Source organism: Brevundimonas sp. (assembly GCF_029946145.1).
In the GTDB taxonomy this organism is placed as follows: domain Bacteria; phylum Pseudomonadota; class Alphaproteobacteria; order Caulobacterales; family Caulobacteraceae; genus Brevundimonas.
The window spans coordinates 30,311-46,556 of record NZ_JAQSDY010000010.1; the positions used below are offsets into that span (position 1 = coordinate 30,311).

A 16,246-nucleotide genomic window follows, 5' to 3' on the forward strand; every position below is an offset into this window, starting at 1 on the left:
CCCGCCTAATGGACGGACACCGGCTCCAGTTCATGAGCGACGGCGGCGGCGAAGGCTGTCTCGCGATCCACCATGACGGCCAGCCTCTCTCCGTCGGCCGCGTGGACGGCGAACAGTGTCGCCTCAGGGTCGATCGTCAGGCCCTTCGTCGAGGACGAGACCACATCGGCCAGCACGTCGGTGGCGCGAATCTCGCGCACATAGACGAGGTCCGGCGCGCCCAGCCCCCTGAAATCTTCCTTGGTCATGATCATCGGCGTCATCGAGACCGCCTCCTTGTACTGAACTAACGCCCGTCGAGGGCTTATGGGTCCGGCCCCGAAAGCGGCGACCGGAAAACGCAGGCCTTTCAGCCCGTCGTGATGGGAATGCGCCGGACCGTCGGCAGATCTTCCGGCCGGCTCAGGTCGACATGCAGCAAGCCGTGTTCCAGCCGGGCCTCCTCGACCTCCAGCCCGTCGGCGAGGACGAAGCTGCGAACGAAGCCGCGGCCGGCGATACCGCGGTGCAGGAAGGCCTGATCGGCCTTGTCCGACGGTTCGCGCTTGCCGGCGATGGTCAGCTGGCGGCCCTCGAGGGTGACGGCGAGGTCCTCGGGCCCGAAGCCCGCGACGGCCAGGGTGATCCGCACGGCGTGCTCGCCGCGCTGCTCGACATTGTAGGGCGGATAGCTGTCACCGGCGGCCCGCGCGGCGCGATCAATCATCGCCCGGGTGTGATCGAAGCCCAGCAGGAACGGGCTGTCGAACAGGATCGTTCGCGTCGTCATCGTCCAGGGCCCCCGAAGCAGGCAATCGGGCCGTCTGCGCCCCCCGCGATCGGCGAGGCGTCGGCCCGTGACCCCTAGATGGTGCGCGAGGCCCCGGGGGTCAACGCCGATGAGGCAGACGCGCGTCGGCGGACCACTGGCCCGCGCCGTGCGCGGCGAGAACCAGGCCGGTCAGTACGCACATCACGGGGCCGAACAGGTCGCGGGCGGAGGCGCCGGCGCCGCCCATCAACAGAACGGCGACCAGGAAGTTCGCCGCCAGCAACAGCCCTGCCCAGCGGGTCAGAAAGCCCGGGACCAACAGAACGCCGATCAGAAGCTGCGCCCACACCGACACCGGCGCGGCCAGCTCGGGCAGCGGACAGTTCAGGCTGGTCAGGAAGCCCTGGAACTCGGCCATGCGCGCGGTCGAGGTGATGTTGTCCCACACCCCCCAGATCAGGAAGCCGCCAAGGTAGAGCCGCAGCAACAGGAAGGCGGCGTCCTCGCCGCGCTTCAGACCCTCAAGCTGGACCCGGTTCTTCATGTTTCGCCTCCCACCTGGAGCAGGCAGGCTAGCTTGACCATAACGACGTGGGAAGTCCGGCCCCCGGATGGGACGAAGGCCCCGCGGTTTCCCGCGGGGCCTTCGATGGTGGAGCTTAGCGGAGTCGAACCGCTGACCTCTTGCATGCCATTAGGCTTTTGTTCCTATTTCATCGCTTTTCACGGCGTCTCATTTTGTTCCAAACTACGAAAAAAATTGGGAAAATTGAGAAACGTGGTACCGTATGAAATCAGCCGAAATGGGCCGCAAACGGCGTTTTTTGCTACCCATGCGCTACCTTTTTTGGAGCGTTTTGCATGCCAAAACTGACCCGGAAACTGATTGGAGAGCTTCCCGCTTCGGACGTCGAGTTCTGTGTCTGGGACACGCAGGTCACGGGCTTCGGCGTGCGGGTCCGACCGGGCGGCGGGAGAAGCTACGTGCTCTTTTACAGGCTCGGCGGGCGCTTTCGGAAGCTCACGCTTGGCAAGGCCGATGGCGGCTACGGCCTTGATGAGGCCCGTGAGCGTGCAATCGAGAAACTCCAGGATGTCCGCGAGGGCATCGATCCTCAGGCTGAGAAGGTCGCCGATCGGAATGCGCTGACCGTCGCCGAGTTGACAGATCTCTATCTTGAGGAGGGGCCCGCACTAAAGCCGAACAAGAAGGAAACCAGCTGGGAGACGAACCGCATCATGTTCGACTGCCACATCAAGCCTCTGATCGGTCGGCATCTCGCCCGTGATGTCACCGCGATGGACGTATCCCGGATGCAGCTCGACATCTCCCAGGGCAAGACGGCCAGAAACATCATGCTGGGTCATCGCCGTCGGTCGAAGGTGAGGGGCGGGAAGCGCGTGGCCGCAATGGCCGTGATCACCCTTGGCGCCGTCTATGAGTTCGCGATCAGGGCCGAGCACCTTCAGAAGAATCCGACCAAGGGTGTTGAACGGTTCAAGACGGTTCGAAAGGAGCGATACCTTTCCGAGAGGGAGATCGCGGCGCTAGCCGAGGCCTTGGCGGAGTTCGAACGCGAGGACGCGCGATACGCCGTCATGGCGGACTCGGTGCGCCTGCTGATGCTCACGGGGTGCCGAAAGTCAGAGATCCTGACGCTCCAATGGGACTTCGTCGACTGGGCCAAAGGATGTCTTCGGCTCCCTGAGTCGAAGACGGGCTCCAAGGTCGTGCCGCTGGCCGACGACGCGATCGTGGTGCTCAAACGGCGCTGGGACGAGACCCGGGCGCCTGAAGCTTCGCGAGGTCACAACTCGGGCGACACGACGCCGGCGATTGGCGCGGGATCACCTTGGGTCCTGCCCGCACTCAAGGGCGATGGGCACTTCGTTGGCCTTCCCAATCTGTGGACAAAGGTGAAAGCCAAGGCAGACATCATCCTGCATCGACGGGTCGGCGAATTGGGGGGCGATCTTCGTGAGGTTCGTTCGCTGGCGAGTGTCCGTCTGCATGACCTCCGGCACAGTTTCGCGAGCTTCGCCATTGCGGACGGGGCCTCGCTGTTTCTGGTGGGGAAGGTCCTCGGGCACAAACAGGCCCGGACGACCGAGATCTACGCTCACCTAAGCGACGATCCGTTGAAGCTTGTCGCGAACAAGACGGCGGCCCGGCTCAGCCAGGCCATGAGGTTCTAGGACCCTCAAACGCGAAACGCGGACACATAGCGCTCACGGAGAATGGCTCAGAACCTCGGACGTTAGGCCCTAAGAGGCTGACCGGAAATGAAGTTGGGTGAAATCAGTCGTTTGTGATTCTGTTGAAGGTGCGAGCCATCAACGGATATCGACATGTGGACTGAGATCACCCGGCGTAAGCATGCCCGAAAGGGGCTGCGCTATTCAAGCGATCTGACGGATGCGGAATGGGTGGTGCTGGAGCCGTTGCTGCCGGCGCGGTCTCGTCTGGGGCGTCCGGCGAAATGGTCGTTGCGGACGATCACCGATGCGCTGCTGTATATTTTGCGCAGCGGTCAGCCCTGGCGGATGCTGCCGGGGGACTTTCCGCCGATGACGACGGTTCAGGGGTATTTCTACGCTTGGCGCGACGGTGGGGTATGGAGCACGATCAATCACCTGCTGCTGATGGAGTGCCGCGAGGCGGTTGGGCGCGAGGCCTCGCCCAGCGCCGGGGTGATCGACAGCCAGAGCGTCAAGACCACGGAAAGCGGCGGTCCAACGGGCTATGACGCGGGCAAGAAGATCAAGGGCAGGAAGCGTCACATCCTGACCGATACCAGCGGTCTGCTGGTCGCCGCGCGGGTTCAGACGGCCGATATCCAAGACCGCGACGGCGCGCCTGACGTCCTGGCCTCGATCCGCTCCAGCTTCCCCTGGCTGCGCCACGTCTTCGCCGACGGCGGCTATGCCGGCGACAAACTCCGGACAGCGCTCAAGAGCCACGGCGACTGGACGATCGAGGTCATCAGGCGATCCGACACCGCCAAGGGGTTCGTGCTGCTACCGCGGCGCTGGGTCGTGGAGCGCACATTCGCCTGGCTCGGTCGAAACCGACGCCTGGCCAAGGACTTCGAAAAAACCATCGAGAGCTCAACCGCCTGGCTACTCATCGCCTCGGTTCAGCTCATGACCCGACGACTCGCAAACCCCTGAACATAATCAGAAACATTATGAGTCAGACTCTAAGGTCCGAGGTTCTGTATCCAGGCTTGGTGCCATTCAAGCTATCGCCTTTTCGAACCTGCGTAGTGCAGGCATCGTGATTCACGTGAGCGACTCCTTCCGCAAGGGACACAACAGTGTTACTTAAAGCCGTGTCAAGGGAGCATCCGATGCACATTCAAGCAACATCAGACGTCGCGAACCGCTACATCGACGACGCGACTGCGGCCAGCCTGGCGGACGTTGGGGTCCGCGTCGAGTTCGTCGAAATCAACGACGAAGACGATGCGGATCTGGCTTTGGCTAGGAACTGTTCGAACGGCTGAGAAGAGGGTCGCCGACGGCAGTCTCAGCCGTTGGCCGATTCCGTCCGCATGTTCGTCTGCCTGCATCCGGGCGTTACGATCGAGCGCCGTCCGGAGGTGGTCCAGGCGCGTCTGCGGACCCGCCAGCTCGTGTTCACACGCGACTTGCAGATCGTCGCGGGTCTTCTCCATGCCCTTCAAAGTCCTCTGACCGAGGCTGAGTTGGCTGGCTTGGTGTCCTATGATCCCCAAAGCCTGCGGCCTCTCGTAGACCTCCTGTGGCGTGAAGATATCCTGATCGCCTTGCCTGTCGCGTCGAGGGAGGCGGCCGCGTTCTTGGCGCGTCGCCATCGCTCGGAACCGCTCGCCACAGACCTGAAGATCACGGCGAACTCGGCGCGACTGGCATCCGCGCCTGTCCTGGCCGACTCGTCGGCCTTCGAGAATTTGCTCGCTCAGCGACATTCGGCTTTCGGGCCCGGACGCACAACGGTGTCGCAGGACGCGCTTGGACGACTGCTTCGCCTGTCCTACGGGCGGTGCGCTCCATCCGGCTCCGGGAACCGCTCAACGCCGGCCGCAGGGGGACGGCCATCTCTCAAAGCGTTCGTCCACTACGACGTGGATGGTAAACTGTGCACGTGGGCCTACGACGCGGACCACGAGGTGCTTCGAGGCGTTTCATTGGCCGACGTCGCGATACGGGACCTCTGCAACGATCAGGAAACGGTCGACCTGGCGGGCACGCTGGTGACGTTTGTCTATATGCGGAATGCCAATTGGAGCCGCTACGCGGGCCGTGGACTCGACTTCGCTCTCATCGAAGCCGGTCACGCCGCTCAAAACCTGACTCTGGCTGCTGCGGAAACCGGGATCGCGTCGCGGTGCATCGGGAGCCTCTCCGACGCCAGATTGCGGCCCATCTGCGCGCTTTCTCCAGATGACCTGCCTGTCTACGCCGTGGCCCTGTTCTGAGCCATGCGCACTCTGGGCTTTTTGCACCGACCGCGGTCCGCTTCGGCGCTTTACGGCGTCGTGGAAGCCGAGCGCGGCCTCCTTCGCGCGATCGTGGAACACAGCCTTTGGGATCGTGTGATCATCTGGGCGGATGGTGAAGCGGACATTCCTGCCGATCCACGAACGGAAATTCGCCCTGTCTCGAAGATCGGAGACGACGTGCGCGCCGGCGTCACTGCCCTGCATCAGGTCGGGCTCGGTCCTCATTCGGTCGCGGCCCTTCGCGGCGATATCCCGATCCCTGTATATACCTCCGTCTACGCGGCCCTGAGCTACAACGAGCAGCTTCCGCGCCACGTCATCGAGCGCCTCGTGCGCAAGACCGATCTCGATACGAATATATACCCGAGCTCGTGCAGCGCGGAGGCCGTGGGCCGCATACACCGGACGCTTTCGAACCTAAACGTGCCCGAGAACGGCGTCGTCCACACGCGCGTCGTACCGGTCGGGGTCGATACAGACCGTTTCACCCCCGCGTCCCAAGCGGAAAAACGGTCGATCCGCCGCTCCCTAGGCCTACCGGAGAACCGCATCCTCGCGACCGTGCTGACGCGCTTTTCGCCTTCGGACAAGGCCGACCTCGTGCCGCTTATTCGATCGCTTCTCACAATCGACGCTGGAGACACCGAACTCCTGTTCGCCTTCGCCGGCAGCGACGCCTACCCCGGCGCGAAGGCGTATTTGGCCGTTCTTCGATCGGAGATCGAACAACTCGGCCTTGGCGCGCGGGCCCGGATCGTCAGCGCCCGCGCGCGCGATGAGGTCGTGGCCCTCCTCAGATGCTCCGACATATTCGTATCCCCCGCGGACAGCGTGCAGGAGACGTTCGGCATCGCGCCGGTCGAGGCGATGGCGTGCGGACTCCCCGCCGTCGTATCCGACTGGAACGGATACCGGGAAACCGTGATCGACGGGGTTACGGGATTTCTCGCCCCAACCACGATGTTCAACACCGGGTCGCTCGGTGACGACCTTGCGATCGCCTCGGACTACCGCAGGCAGCACCTCCTCCTCGCACAAAGCGTCGCCGTCGACACGGACGCCATCGTCGAAGGTTGTCAGGCTCTGGCACGCGATCCGGGAAGGCTGACGCGCATGGGCGTCGCGGCCCGAGCCCGTGCCGTGCACAATTACGGTTGGCCGGCCGTCATCGCGAGCTACGAGCGAGTGTGGTCAGATCGACTGGTCGCGACGTTCCAGTCGGACGCGAGAGGCCCTGTCGGTCTCGATCACTTCGCAACATTCGGCCATTACGCGAGCACGCATGCATCTGATCGTGACCGCTTTCAGTCAACGGAGCTCGGACGACGTGCCAGGGCCGGTCAATACAAACTGCAGATCTACAGCGAGATGCGCGATCTCGTCACTGCGGCGCTGGTGGGAGACGTCCTGGATCGGACCACGACACCCGCGATGCTCATAAATCTCGTGGAGGCGATAGACGGCAGGGATCCCAGCTCCGTTCGGTTCTGCATCGCATGGATGGTGAAGCACAGCTTGCTCCGCCGCTGCGGACCCACCGGTCGATAGGAGGTGGAACCGATCCTCACCGTTGAAATGCTGCCCGCGGTGGGTGGAGATTCCGGACTTCGGGTCTGCCGCGCCCGCGCGACATACGTCGACGCCGACGTCCGGAAGACGGAACTCGGCGCCGGGATCGCGCCCGACGAGGCCCTCGCCCGCGACAAGGCCGTTTCCGAGGTGGTCGAGAGGCTAACGATGTCCGCGTCCCTCCGCACGCGAGTCATCACCCGGGCATTCGTCTTCGACGGCTCGGGCCGGCGGGATCCGACATGGGAGTCGATAGAAGCGCCGGCCCCGCCAATGACGGATGTTTCGGCGGCAGGGTGTCATCTCACGCGCGACGCGGCCCTGTCATCGGCGTTCGTCGAAGCGATCGAGCTTGAACATCTGGCGGAGTGGTGCCGACGCTCCGATCAGGGGACAGGGATCGTTGCGTACGACATCGACGGGATTGACGACGTAGGCGAGGGAGCTCCGTACCGGCTGGTGACTTCTGCAGGGCATACGATAATCCTGTCGTGGTGTCAGGCTCGACGCGCCCTGCCCGCTGTCGTCTGCCTGGCGTTGTCCGGGGAGGCCGCGTATTTTTATGCGTCGTCCGCGTCGGGGAGGACGGCCGGTGAAGCGATCGGGCACGCCATGCTGGAAATCGCCAAGATGGTCATCGTCACGCAGGCGTTCCCCGTGTCGGCGGAGGCAAAGGCTTTCCAACGAGATATCTCCGGACTTCCCTCGTGGTTGCGGCGCCGCCGTCCGGCCCTTTCCATGAAGGAGATCATTGAACGGCTGGAAGCGCCGCCCGCAACATGGCCGCCTCGGCAGGCTTTCGAGCATCGCGCGCCATGGCTGGCGGCGCTGGGTCGTCACGTCGTCAGCGTGCCATTGCCTGGCCTGGATTCCTCACCCCCGGCCTGGGAGTGGTTTGCGTGACGGTGCGCCTGAATCTGGCAGCGGGGCCCGTTCGCTTCGGGGACGACTGGATCAATGTGGATCTCGCTCCGCCGGCCGCGGATCAACGTGACCTGCTCAACGTGCGGGCCGACTTTCTGAATGGCATTCCCTTCCGAGATGGAAGCGCCGGGGTGATCTACCTTAGTCATTTCCTCGAGCATCTCGCCCCGATGGAGCAAACGGCCGACTTCCTGAAGGAGTGTCGAAGGATCCTCGCGCCGGGCGGGATCCTCAGGGTCTCGGTCCCGGATTTTCGCAAGATCGCTTGCCTCTATCTGTCCGATCCGAAGGAGTTTTACGCGGAATACGACTACCGCAAGCCCTGGTTCGGGCGGGCGCACGGCTGGAGCCATCGGCTCGGCATATCCGTCATGCACGGACACAAGATGCTCTACGACCTGGCGTCCCTGACCGAGACCCTTGAGGCTGCCGGTTTTGAAGATCTGCTCGAGGTCATCGGTTCATGCGGCGGTCATCTGCCGATCGACGCAAGGACCGAAATTTTGCCGACGCACCTTACGCACAGCGTTGTGGTCGATGCCGTCCGTGCCGCCTAGGCGCGTCTAACCCAGATAGAAAATCCGCCGCGTCAGGCGTCCCGGCAAGACCACCATGCATGGGTTGCGCCCGTTATGGCAACCATGTGCGTTCCGACAATTTGGACGCGATGGGCGGCCGTAATTTTTGAAGCTGAAGCAGCCTAGAGCAACCCGCGCGTAACACGGTCGAACGCGTCCTCCCCGATCTCCTCGTCCCATCCGTCAACGGGCGCGGCGTGGTCGAAGATCAGGAGCGAGATAGTCATCTCATATCGGTCCGCGAAGATCGCGATCTCGCGAACGGGCATGGCATTCCATACGCCGCTGGCAAGATTGGTTCCGTCGTCCCGGTGAGCGCTTTCGCCCAAGGCCGCGATAGAGGCGCGGGGCAACTCCATCCCAAACTCGAAATAGACCCGGGCCTTTCGGGCCACCGTGCTGGGCCGGCACCACGAAACGTAGCCGTTGGTCGCGACGACTACGGCCGCGCACAGGTCGGTAGACTCAATCCATTTGAGCGCCGCCGCCGTCAGCGAAACCGAATACCGGGCCGCGAGATGTCGAAGCAGGTCGAGCGACATGCGCTGCGTCCCGATCTGCTGACGGAAATCATCGAGAGGCATCAGCAGGTACGAGGCGAACTCGTCCGCCTCGCGCTCCTGTTGCCTGAGCGCCGCGTGGGCGGCGCTTCCCAGCACGTCACGTTCGCCGCATTGGAAGCCAACTGGCGTAGCGGCCCGGTGGGCGAAGTAGTGCCCGAGCTCATGGGCCAGCGTGTAGTTGATCCGCCCCGCCGACGTGATGGAGGGATTGTACAGGATCGCCCAGCCGCCCTTCTTGGAGAGCGGGTAGAGCGCGCCCTCGAAGGCGCTGATATCCGCTTCGGCGACCTTATGAATGGGGTCCGAGAACCGCTTGGAATATTCTAGTGCGATGCGCTTCACGTCGACGGGGAAGCGCGGGCCCCACATCTGGCTGAGCATGGTCGCCCAGCCCTTATATGTCGTGGGGTCAGTCGTCCTCATCGAGCACGTCGAGGATTTTCTTGAGCTTGTCCTTCACCGTCGGGTCGGCCTTCTGGAACTTGCGATAGAAGGCCCTGTCCTGCACGTCCTCGGTGGGCTGTGACGTCGTAGCGTCGATCAGGTAGTCGGCGGTGACATCCAGGGCGGATGCGATCCGGTCGAGCTTTTCGGCGGACGGTCTCGCGACGTCCTTGTTCTCGATCTCCCACATGTAACTTTTTGAGCTGCCGGTCGCTTCGCCGAGTTGCTCCAGGGTCAGGCCCTTGGCGCGTCGAAGCTCATTGATCTTGGTGCCCAATGCCGATGCCATTGATCCTCCTAGCTGTTCGGTCTGTTCGGTGATAACCTGACTTGTCGTACTTGACAAGCGAACTCGTAGTTACCATACTTCCACTATGGACATACCGAACTTGGCCGGAAGGGGAAGTTGAAGCGATGAGCAAGGGTAAAGGCGGCGGTTCCTATCGAAGCGCCATTTCGGGTCGGTACGTGACCTCCAGCCACGGCAAGGGCAGCCCCCGCACCACGGTGAAGGAAAGCGGCGGCAAGAGCGGCAGCACGGGCGGGGCTTACCGCAGCGCGATCTCAGGTCGCTTCGTTACCACCAAGCACGGCAGGGCCAGCCCGCATACCACGGTGCGCGAGAGCTAAGCGGGGCTGCATCGCTTCGGCGATGCGGCTCGCTTGAAGTCGGGGAATCGTGGTAGTTAGTTCACAATATGTTCCCGGTTTGGGTCCGTGTTGTTCTAGGGGGCAAGTGCGCGTGAGACAGAACATCGAGCTGCTGCCGTCAGGCGGTCGAACAAAAAACTCCGGCATTGCCGGAAGAATGAGGAACCAGGAGTGGGAGTTTCGAACCGAACCCGCCTGACACTCTGGACCCGTAGCGGCGGCCGTTGCCAGTTCTGCAACGAACCGCTTCTCGGCGACTGGCTGTCCGGTAAAGACGAGCTGAACAATGGCTACGTCGCGCACATCGTCGCGGAATCTCCGGGCGGGCCGCGCGGCGATCCGGACCGTTCGCCGAAGCTGGCGGACGACGTCGCCAACCTGATGCTGCTCTGCAATGCGCATCACCGTCTGATCGACGGAAACGACACTTGGCAGGACTATCCCGAAGCCCTGCTGCTGCAGATGAAAGCCGCGCACGAAGAGCGGATCGACATCGTCACCGGGATCACGCCCGACCGGGCTTCACACGTCCTGCTCTATTCCGCCCGTGTCGGTGAACACGACTGTCCCGCCCGCTATGATCTGGCCAAGGCCGCGATGTTGCCGGGGCGCTTTCCTGCGGTCCGCGAACCTATCGCTCTCGACCTGACGCGCTGTGATTTCGGGGATCATGAACCGGAGTACTGGGGCTTTCAGCCGCTCAACCTGCGCAAGCAATTTGACCGCAAGGTCCGCGACCAGTTGGCGGATGGGCACATCAAGCACCTGTCGGTTTTCGCGCTGGCCCCGCAACCGCTCCTGATCGAACTCGGCCGGCTGCTGTCGGATATTCCGGCCGTGACGGTCCACCAGTTGCACCGGGAGCCTCAGGGCTGGGACTGGCGCGACATCCGCGAACCCGTCGCTTTCGAAACCAGCCAGAAGGTCGGGATCGGCAAGTCGGTGGCGCTGATCCTGAGCCTGAGCGCGACCATCACTGATGACCGCATCGAAGCCGTCCTCGGAGATGCGCCGATCTGGCGGATCACCGTGCCGAAACCGGATCGCGACATCATGCACCGGCACGATGATCTAAGCCGGTTCCGTAAAACGGTCCGGCGCACTTTCGACCAGATCAAGGCCGTTCACGGCCAGGACGCGGCGATCCACATTTTCCCGGCGATGCCGGTCTCGGCGGCTGTCGAACTCGGCCGCGTCTGGATGCCGAAGGCCGATCTGCCGCTCGTCGTCTACGACGAGAACCGTGGGCACAGCGGCTTCGAGCCGCGGCTGACCATCGGTCAACTTTCCTCCCCCACCAACGCGGCTCGAAAGGAGCTTGATCATGCCTGACGGCTCCCCGAACAGAATTTTTGACGGCCTGTATTTTCGGAAGGTCGAGACATACGGCTTCCTGGACCGCCTGTGTCAGGAACTCGACCTGACGGAAACACAGTACCAAGAAGCGAAGTCGCGCTACGAGACGGTCGGATCCTGGCTGGCCTATGCGGACGACCTGCTGCTGAAAACGAGCGTGATCTACGCCCAAGGTTCGACGGCCATCGGCACCAACGTCAAGCCGATCAAGAGCAACGAGCATGATGTCGACCTGATCGCCCTGCTGCCGGACGCCAAGCCGAGCATGCAGCCGGGCCTCGTCAAACAACTGGTCGGCGACCGAATCCGGGAGAACGGCCGCTACCGCCCGATCCTGGAGGAGAAGCAGCGCTGCTGGCGCATCGTGTACGCCAACGAATTTCACCTCGACATCACGCCCTCGATCCCGAACCCGAACTGCCCCAACGGGGGCGAACTGGTGCCAGACAAATCGCTCAGCCAGTGGAAGCAGTCGAACCCGAAGGGCTTCCGCGACAAGTTCGATGAGCGGGCCAAGCTGGTGCCCCTGCTGCGCGTCGAGAAGGCGATCCGGGAGGACGGCTACACGGCCGATGCGAGTATCGAGCCGTTCCCGACCAAGTCGGGTGCGAAGGGGGTTCTGCGCCGCACGGTGCAGATCCTGAAGCGCCACCGCGACGTCGCCTTCGAGAAGAAGGACCTGTCGCTGGCGCCGCTCTCGGTGATCATCACGCAGCTAGCTGCGCGCAGCTACGAGTACTGCTGCCGACAATGGACGTTCGATAACGAACTCGACCTGCTGCTGAGCATCGTCAAGTTCATGCCGATCTTCATCGAGAAAGGCGTGTTCGACGGCCGCACGCACTATTTCGTCTGGAACGAAACCACCGACGGCGAGAACTTTGCTGAGAAGTGGAACGTCGAGCCGCCGCGGGCGGACGCGTTCTACTGGTGGCATCGCAAGGCCGAAGCTGATCTCAGCCGCCTGATCGAGTTGGATGGCTTGGACGAGCTGGTGGGCGAACTGCGCCACTCGCTCGGCGATGGCATCGTCGAGAAAGCGCTGAACGCCTACACCGGCCGCATCTCGGATGCGCGGGCGACCGGCAAGCTCGGCGTGGCGGCGGGCATCGGGCTGGTCACGGGGGGCGCGAAAGCGACGCCGGTGCGGGCCAACACCTTCTTCGGAGCGCCGGACGAGTGAAGTACGGCGGAAGGCCTTCCCTGTCTGCGGCGCAACAACTACTCCACCTGCGCCGCAGCGTGGTCTATCCGGGCAGCGGCTCGGTGGTGCGCGGACGGCTGACCTGGCACATGTCCAGGCGGCCATTTCCGTTGGCCCGCGAGTACGAAGTGCGCCTTGTCTATCAGGAAGACTCACCACCACAGCTCTTTGTCGACAGGCCGGACCTGGTCCTTCTGGCGGAGGGCGACAAGCTGCCTCACGTGTATTCGCAGCGGCCTACGCGGCTGTGCCTGTACTGGCCGAAGGCTCGGGAATGGACGCCTGCCGACCGGCTCGACCTGACGTTCCTGCCTTGGATGGATACGTGGCTGTACTATTTCGAGGACTGGATGGCCGGAGGCCGAAAGGAATGGCAGGGAGGAGGCGAGCACCCGGATCCGTCTGACGTTTCTCCGCGCGACCATCGACGGTTGCTGCGGCGCATCACCTAGGTGTGGCCCCACCGAAAGCGGACATCTTGGATCGCCGCTATGAGTCAATACCGTTGAAAAAGTCGGCAATTGCCAAGTTCATTCGGGGCTGATTCACTCGGGTCATCAAGGCCGGAGGCATTGTCATGATGGGTGAACGGCAGGTCGATCAGACGGCTCTGTTCTACGAGTTCTCGCTGGAGGGACACGTCCCTCCCCGTTGGCAAGGGTGAAGTGACGTTCTGCTAAGTCTGGTCGGTGCGGCCATGTGTTCGACCTGTTGGTGCGGTACGCATGACCGCTGGCCATAGTGCCTTCCACGAAGATGGGTCCCGACCAAAAGCACGCGCTCGAAGCGCTCTGGCGCAAGTGGGTTTTCCCGCCTTCCGGTAGCAGCTATCTCGACAAGCGCCTCCGCGCCGGCCCGCTTCCAGACCGACTTGATTGATCGATCAGCCGGTGAGTTGCGCGGAACGCCAGGCGAAATCTTGCGTCCGACCCTCGTCGAAGGCCGCCCGGGCTGCGGTGACGGGGCGATCGTAGCCCCGGTCAGAAGACGACGCATCCATTGCGAACCTCGTGAAGGCAGCCTGTCGCGGTCGGCGAACGGCGCCGCGCGACGCTTTCGGTGGCACGCGGACGCGGGTGACGCCATGCGGTGCCGGGGCCCGCAGGATTGCCTAACGGACGGAAACCCCTCATTGACCGCGGAGCCTGCTGCGGGAACCCTTCATGGCCTACCTCTCCACCAAGACCTATGGCGCGGATCGGGGTCTGTCGTGCGCCTTCAGGCAGTGGGCCGCCGACAGCCATTGCCACCTTCTCCATGGTTATTCGCTTGGATTCCGCTTCACCTTCGCCGCCGAACAGCTCGACCACCGCGGATGGGTCGTCGACTTCGGTAGCGGCGGGTTCGGCCGCATCCGGGAATGGCTTCATGCAACCTTCGACCATACGCTTCTGATCAGCGACGACGATCCTGACCGGGACGCTTTCCTGCACCTGGAGACGCTCGGCCTCGCCGAGGCAAGGCTGGTTCCCGGAACCAGTTGCGAACGCCTGTCGCAGCATGTTCTCGAACACGCCGAAGGTTTGATACGGGAAGCCACCGACGGCCGCTGCTGGGTGCAAAGCGTCGAATGTTTCGAGCATGGTGCCAACAGCGCCATCTATGAAAACCCGGCAGCCCTGCTCTCAAAGATCGACCTGGAAGTCTATGCCCGCCTGCTGGCGGACGCGTCGAGCGAGACAGGCCCTCGCTGAGCCCTCACTGAGACCGTGGATTGAACATTGTAGCCGACGATGCCGCTGCCTCGACCCGACGTCGCCATGGCCCGGGCGTCGGGGTCGGTCATGGACACCTGGCCATCGGGCGCGGCCTCGACCTGCGCCTCCATCGCTTTCAGCATCGCCATCTGGGCGCGCAGCCGCTCGATCTTTTCGACCAGCCGCGTCGACCGGGCCTCCGCGCCTTCGCCCTCGTGGCGGTCGGCCGTGTCGAGGTCCTGCAGGTAGCCGGCGATGTGCTCGGCGACCTGCTCGATCCGCCGCTTCACCTTGTAGACAGTGAAGTTCCTGTCGCGGGTGTTCACGGCCTTGAACTTCGAGCCGTCGATGGCGACCAGCGCCACGCCGAACAGGCCGTGCTGGCGGCACAACACGACGAACTGAGCGCAGGCCGCCTGGATCGCGGAGCCGTTCTCGCGGCGGAAGTCGGCGATCGTCTTGTGGTCCGGCGCCAGCCGCCCCGTCAGCCACATCAGCTCGACATTGCGCTGCGCCTCGCGCGCTCCAGCCGCCGGCTGGACTGGACCTTGTTGAGGTAGCCGTAGACGTACAGCTTCAGCAGCATCGCCGGATGATAGGCCGGACGCCCCGTCGTCGCCGGCGTCATGCCCTCGAAGCCCAGCCCTCTCAGATCCAGCTCGTCGACGAAAACATCGACCACCCGGACCGGATTATCTTCGGCCACATAGTCATCCAGACATTCGGGAAGCAGCGTCGGCTGCCGGCGGTCTGCACCCTGAATGAAGCGGCCCATACCCACCTCCTGCTGACCCCAGGAGGCTATCCTAATTCGCTCGATCCAGAGCAGTTTTCACACAGCCTCAGTCAGAAGCGGCCGATCTTCAGGTATCCACAGTCTCCGTGGGATCCGGTTCAGGGTCATCGCATATGTCAGCCGTCTCTCTCCGGTCGCCGTTCGGGCGACGCCTGTTTCTGGAGAGAGTATGTCCCCTTCGCCCACCCTGCGTTCGTCGAAGCGTCGTCCTGCCAAGCCCGAGGAGCGCCCGCGCCGCGCCGGTCGCGGTCGCCCGCCCAAGCCCGTCGTCGAGTATCCTGAACCCCTATGGGAGCGTGTCGAGGCGCCTGTTGACTTCGCCGCGGTTTTTGACGCGGAGATCCGGCGACACGGCGACAGTGTCTGGGGCCTTCACAAGGCGACGACAGCGAAAGGCGGGACGATCGACCGGACCACGCTCGGCGCCTGGCGCCGAGGGACGAAGGGGCCGCAGACGCCAGCCAGCCTCCAGGTCGTCGATCTGATCGAAAGTCGTTACCGGCTTCCTCAGGGATATCTTCGGGGTCGCGTCACCCATGGACGCGCCGTCTCAGGACACAGTCTGCCGGAGGTCGGCGTGTCGGAGCGTCGGCGTCTCGCATGGCATCTGCCCGACGACTTCAACGCCCGGACGGCGAGCGAGCAGGCGGAGATCCTCGCCTGGGTCCGGTCCTCGGTTCTCTCCGGCGGCACGGCCTTCCATCGCTATCACGCCGAAGTCTCCAAGCACCGGTTCGCGATCCGGTTCGAGGGTGTGGTGGAGGGCGTCCCCCTGAGGTCCGGCCAGAAGCTCTCCTTGCGGCCGGAATTCGCTCCGCCGCCGCGCCTCGCCCGGGAGATGGCCGACCTGCTGCGGTTCAAGACCCGGACCCTGACCGAGGTTGGGTTCCAGCGCTCGGGCGTCTGGGGCCCCGAGACCGCGTCGCAGAAGGTCGAGCACCTCGGCCTGCTGTTCGGTGCCCTGGCCGTGGCGCCGGACGGCGTGTCCCGGGGCTTCGGACTGCCGCGCGAGCGGCTGACCTTCGCGCTGCTGGTCTCTCCCGCCGTCTGGGACTGGTATGTCCAGTGGCGCGAGACGCGCCGGGGCTTCTACACCGGCTGGGAAGCCGAGATGCTCCTCCTAGCGGCGGCGCTGACACGCAGTGGAACCGGCTGGCTGCGCCAGAGTCCCGCTCTAGAGCGGGATCACTTTAGACGGAAGCATATCCGGCATTGATGATGTAGTTCCT

Annotated in this window: 18 protein-coding genes and 1 pseudogene; 13 read left to right on the plus strand and 6 right to left on the minus strand. The window is 63.7% G+C overall.

Annotated features, from left to right (window positions below; all coding sequences use genetic code 11):
- Positions 1-5: 5 nt before the first annotated feature.
- The 3 genes from PSV23_RS04025 to PSV23_RS04035 all read right to left on the minus strand — a co-directional run bounded on the left by PSV23_RS04025 (position 6) and on the right by PSV23_RS04035 (position 1,295).
- Positions 6-263: a DUF1150 family protein gene (locus PSV23_RS04025; RefSeq protein ID WP_300466232.1), complete on the minus strand. Its 258-nt coding sequence runs from the start codon at positions 261-263 to the stop codon at positions 6-8.
- Positions 264-349: 86 nt separating this feature from the next.
- Positions 350-769, minus strand: a complete 420-nt coding sequence (locus PSV23_RS04030; protein WP_300466233.1) for an Hsp20 family protein — start codon at positions 767-769, stop codon at positions 350-352.
- Between the two features lie 100 nt (positions 770-869).
- Positions 870-1,295, minus strand: coding sequence for a DoxX family protein (locus PSV23_RS04035; RefSeq protein WP_300466234.1), 426 nt, complete (start codon positions 1,293-1,295; stop codon positions 870-872).
- 317 nt (positions 1,296-1,612) lie between these two features.
- Here PSV23_RS04035 and PSV23_RS04040 point away from each other — a divergent pair, with 317 nt between their 5' ends.
- The 7 genes from PSV23_RS04040 to PSV23_RS04070 all read left to right on the plus strand — a co-directional run bounded on the left by PSV23_RS04040 (position 1,613) and on the right by PSV23_RS04070 (position 8,285).
- Positions 1,613-2,947, plus strand: coding sequence for a site-specific integrase (locus tag PSV23_RS04040; RefSeq protein ID WP_300466235.1), 1,335 nt, complete (start codon positions 1,613-1,615; stop codon positions 2,945-2,947).
- Between the two features lie 153 nt (positions 2,948-3,100).
- Positions 3,101-3,922: an IS5 family transposase gene (locus tag PSV23_RS04045; RefSeq protein WP_300466236.1), complete on the plus strand. Its 822-nt coding sequence runs from the start codon at positions 3,101-3,103 to the stop codon at positions 3,920-3,922.
- A 179-nt stretch (positions 3,923-4,101) separates the two neighbouring features.
- Positions 4,102-4,257 (plus strand): hypothetical protein, encoded by a 156-nt coding sequence (locus PSV23_RS04050; RefSeq protein ID WP_300466237.1) that lies wholly within the window; start codon positions 4,102-4,104, stop codon positions 4,255-4,257.
- 30 nt (positions 4,258-4,287) lie between these two features.
- Positions 4,288-5,211 (plus strand): nitroreductase family protein, encoded by a 924-nt coding sequence (locus PSV23_RS04055; protein ID WP_300466238.1) that lies wholly within the window; start codon positions 4,288-4,290, stop codon positions 5,209-5,211.
- 3 nt (positions 5,212-5,214) lie between these two features.
- A complete protein-coding gene (locus PSV23_RS04060; protein WP_300466239.1) occupies positions 5,215-6,783 on the plus strand; it encodes a glycosyltransferase family 4 protein in 1,569 nt (522 codons plus the stop codon).
- A 3-nt stretch (positions 6,784-6,786) separates the two neighbouring features.
- Positions 6,787-7,707 carry a hypothetical protein gene (locus PSV23_RS04065; protein WP_300466240.1) on the plus strand — a complete coding sequence of 307 codons (921 nt, stop codon included), beginning with the start codon at positions 6,787-6,789 and terminating at the stop codon, positions 7,705-7,707.
- Positions 7,704-8,285 (plus strand): methyltransferase domain-containing protein, encoded by a 582-nt coding sequence (locus tag PSV23_RS04070; RefSeq protein ID WP_300466241.1) that lies wholly within the window; start codon positions 7,704-7,706, stop codon positions 8,283-8,285. The genes PSV23_RS04065 and PSV23_RS04070 overlap by 4 nt, the downstream gene beginning before the upstream one ends.
- Positions 8,286-8,428: 143 nt before the next feature.
- Here the strand turns inward: PSV23_RS04070 and PSV23_RS04075 are convergent, their stop codons facing one another.
- Together PSV23_RS04075 and PSV23_RS04080 are read right to left on the minus strand one after the other, a co-directional pair.
- Positions 8,429-9,250, minus strand: a complete 822-nt coding sequence (locus tag PSV23_RS04075; RefSeq protein WP_300466242.1) for an ImmA/IrrE family metallo-endopeptidase — start codon at positions 9,248-9,250, stop codon at positions 8,429-8,431.
- A 28-nt stretch (positions 9,251-9,278) separates the two neighbouring features.
- On the minus strand, positions 9,279-9,590 hold the full coding sequence (locus PSV23_RS04080) for a helix-turn-helix transcriptional regulator (RefSeq protein ID WP_300466243.1): 312 nt from the start codon (positions 9,588-9,590) through the stop codon (positions 9,279-9,281).
- 137 nt (positions 9,591-9,727) lie between these two features.
- Here PSV23_RS04080 and PSV23_RS04085 point away from each other — a divergent pair, with 137 nt between their 5' ends.
- The 5 genes from PSV23_RS04085 (at position 9,728) to PSV23_RS04105 (ending at position 14,218) form a co-directional block, all read left to right on the plus strand.
- Positions 9,728-9,943 (plus strand): hypothetical protein, encoded by a 216-nt coding sequence (locus PSV23_RS04085; RefSeq protein ID WP_300466244.1) that lies wholly within the window; start codon positions 9,728-9,730, stop codon positions 9,941-9,943.
- A 192-nt stretch (positions 9,944-10,135) separates the two neighbouring features.
- Positions 10,136-11,296 carry an SAVED domain-containing protein gene (locus PSV23_RS04090; RefSeq protein ID WP_300466245.1) on the plus strand — a complete coding sequence of 387 codons (1,161 nt, stop codon included), beginning with the start codon at positions 10,136-10,138 and terminating at the stop codon, positions 11,294-11,296.
- Entirely contained in the window at positions 11,289-12,503 is a 1,215-nt protein-coding gene (locus tag PSV23_RS04095; RefSeq protein WP_300466246.1) for a nucleotidyltransferase, read from the plus strand. Before PSV23_RS04090 ends, PSV23_RS04095 begins: the two co-directional genes overlap by 8 nt.
- A complete protein-coding gene (locus PSV23_RS04100) occupies positions 12,500-12,976 on the plus strand; it encodes a hypothetical protein (RefSeq protein ID WP_300466247.1) in 477 nt (158 codons plus the stop codon). Before PSV23_RS04095 ends, PSV23_RS04100 begins: the two co-directional genes overlap by 4 nt.
- A gap of 711 nt (positions 12,977-13,687) precedes the next feature.
- Positions 13,688-14,218, plus strand: coding sequence for a 6-carboxytetrahydropterin synthase (locus PSV23_RS04105; protein WP_300466248.1), 531 nt, complete (start codon positions 13,688-13,690; stop codon positions 14,216-14,218).
- Between the two features lie 11 nt (positions 14,219-14,229).
- On the opposite strand, the pseudogene PSV23_RS04110 reads toward PSV23_RS04105, so the two are convergent.
- Positions 14,230-14,996 (minus strand): annotated as a pseudogene (locus PSV23_RS04110) (transposase); the annotation flags it as partial.
- Positions 14,997-15,186: 190 nt separating this feature from the next.
- On the opposite strand from PSV23_RS04110, the gene PSV23_RS04115 reads away from it, so the two are divergent.
- Entirely contained in the window at positions 15,187-16,233 is a 1,047-nt protein-coding gene (locus tag PSV23_RS04115; RefSeq protein ID WP_300466249.1) for a hypothetical protein, read from the plus strand.
- Positions 16,234-16,246: the final 13 nt, after the last annotated feature.

Excerpts from the sequence above, each read along its gene's own strand:
- PSV23_RS04105 (WP_300466248.1), top strand. The coding sequence starts at position 13,688 with ATGGCCTACCTCTCCACCAAGACCTATGGCGCGGATCGGGGTCTGTCG.
- PSV23_RS04085 (WP_300466244.1), top strand. The coding sequence starts at position 9,728 with ATGAGCAAGGGTAAAGGCGGCGGTTCCTATCGAAGCGCCATTTCGGGT.
- PSV23_RS04045 (WP_300466236.1), top strand. The coding sequence starts at position 3,101 with ATGTGGACTGAGATCACCCGGCGTAAGCATGCCCGAAAGGGGCTGCGC.
- PSV23_RS04095 (WP_300466246.1), top strand. The coding sequence starts at position 11,289 with ATGCCTGACGGCTCCCCGAACAGAATTTTTGACGGCCTGTATTTTCGG.
- PSV23_RS04050 (WP_300466237.1), top strand. The coding sequence starts at position 4,102 with ATGCACATTCAAGCAACATCAGACGTCGCGAACCGCTACATCGACGAC.
- PSV23_RS04075 (WP_300466242.1), bottom strand. The coding sequence starts at position 9,250 with ATGCTCAGCCAGATGTGGGGCCCGCGCTTCCCCGTCGACGTGAAGCGC.
- PSV23_RS04040 (WP_300466235.1), top strand. The coding sequence starts at position 1,613 with ATGCCAAAACTGACCCGGAAACTGATTGGAGAGCTTCCCGCTTCGGAC.
- PSV23_RS04060 (WP_300466239.1), top strand. The coding sequence starts at position 5,215 with ATGCGCACTCTGGGCTTTTTGCACCGACCGCGGTCCGCTTCGGCGCTT.
- PSV23_RS04025 (WP_300466232.1), bottom strand. The coding sequence starts at position 263 with ATGACGCCGATGATCATGACCAAGGAAGATTTCAGGGGGCTGGGCGCG.
- PSV23_RS04035 (WP_300466234.1), bottom strand. The coding sequence starts at position 1,295 with ATGAAGAACCGGGTCCAGCTTGAGGGTCTGAAGCGCGGCGAGGACGCC.
- PSV23_RS04030 (WP_300466233.1), bottom strand. The coding sequence starts at position 769 with ATGACGACGCGAACGATCCTGTTCGACAGCCCGTTCCTGCTGGGCTTC.
- PSV23_RS04115 (WP_300466249.1), top strand. The coding sequence starts at position 15,187 with ATGTCCCCTTCGCCCACCCTGCGTTCGTCGAAGCGTCGTCCTGCCAAG.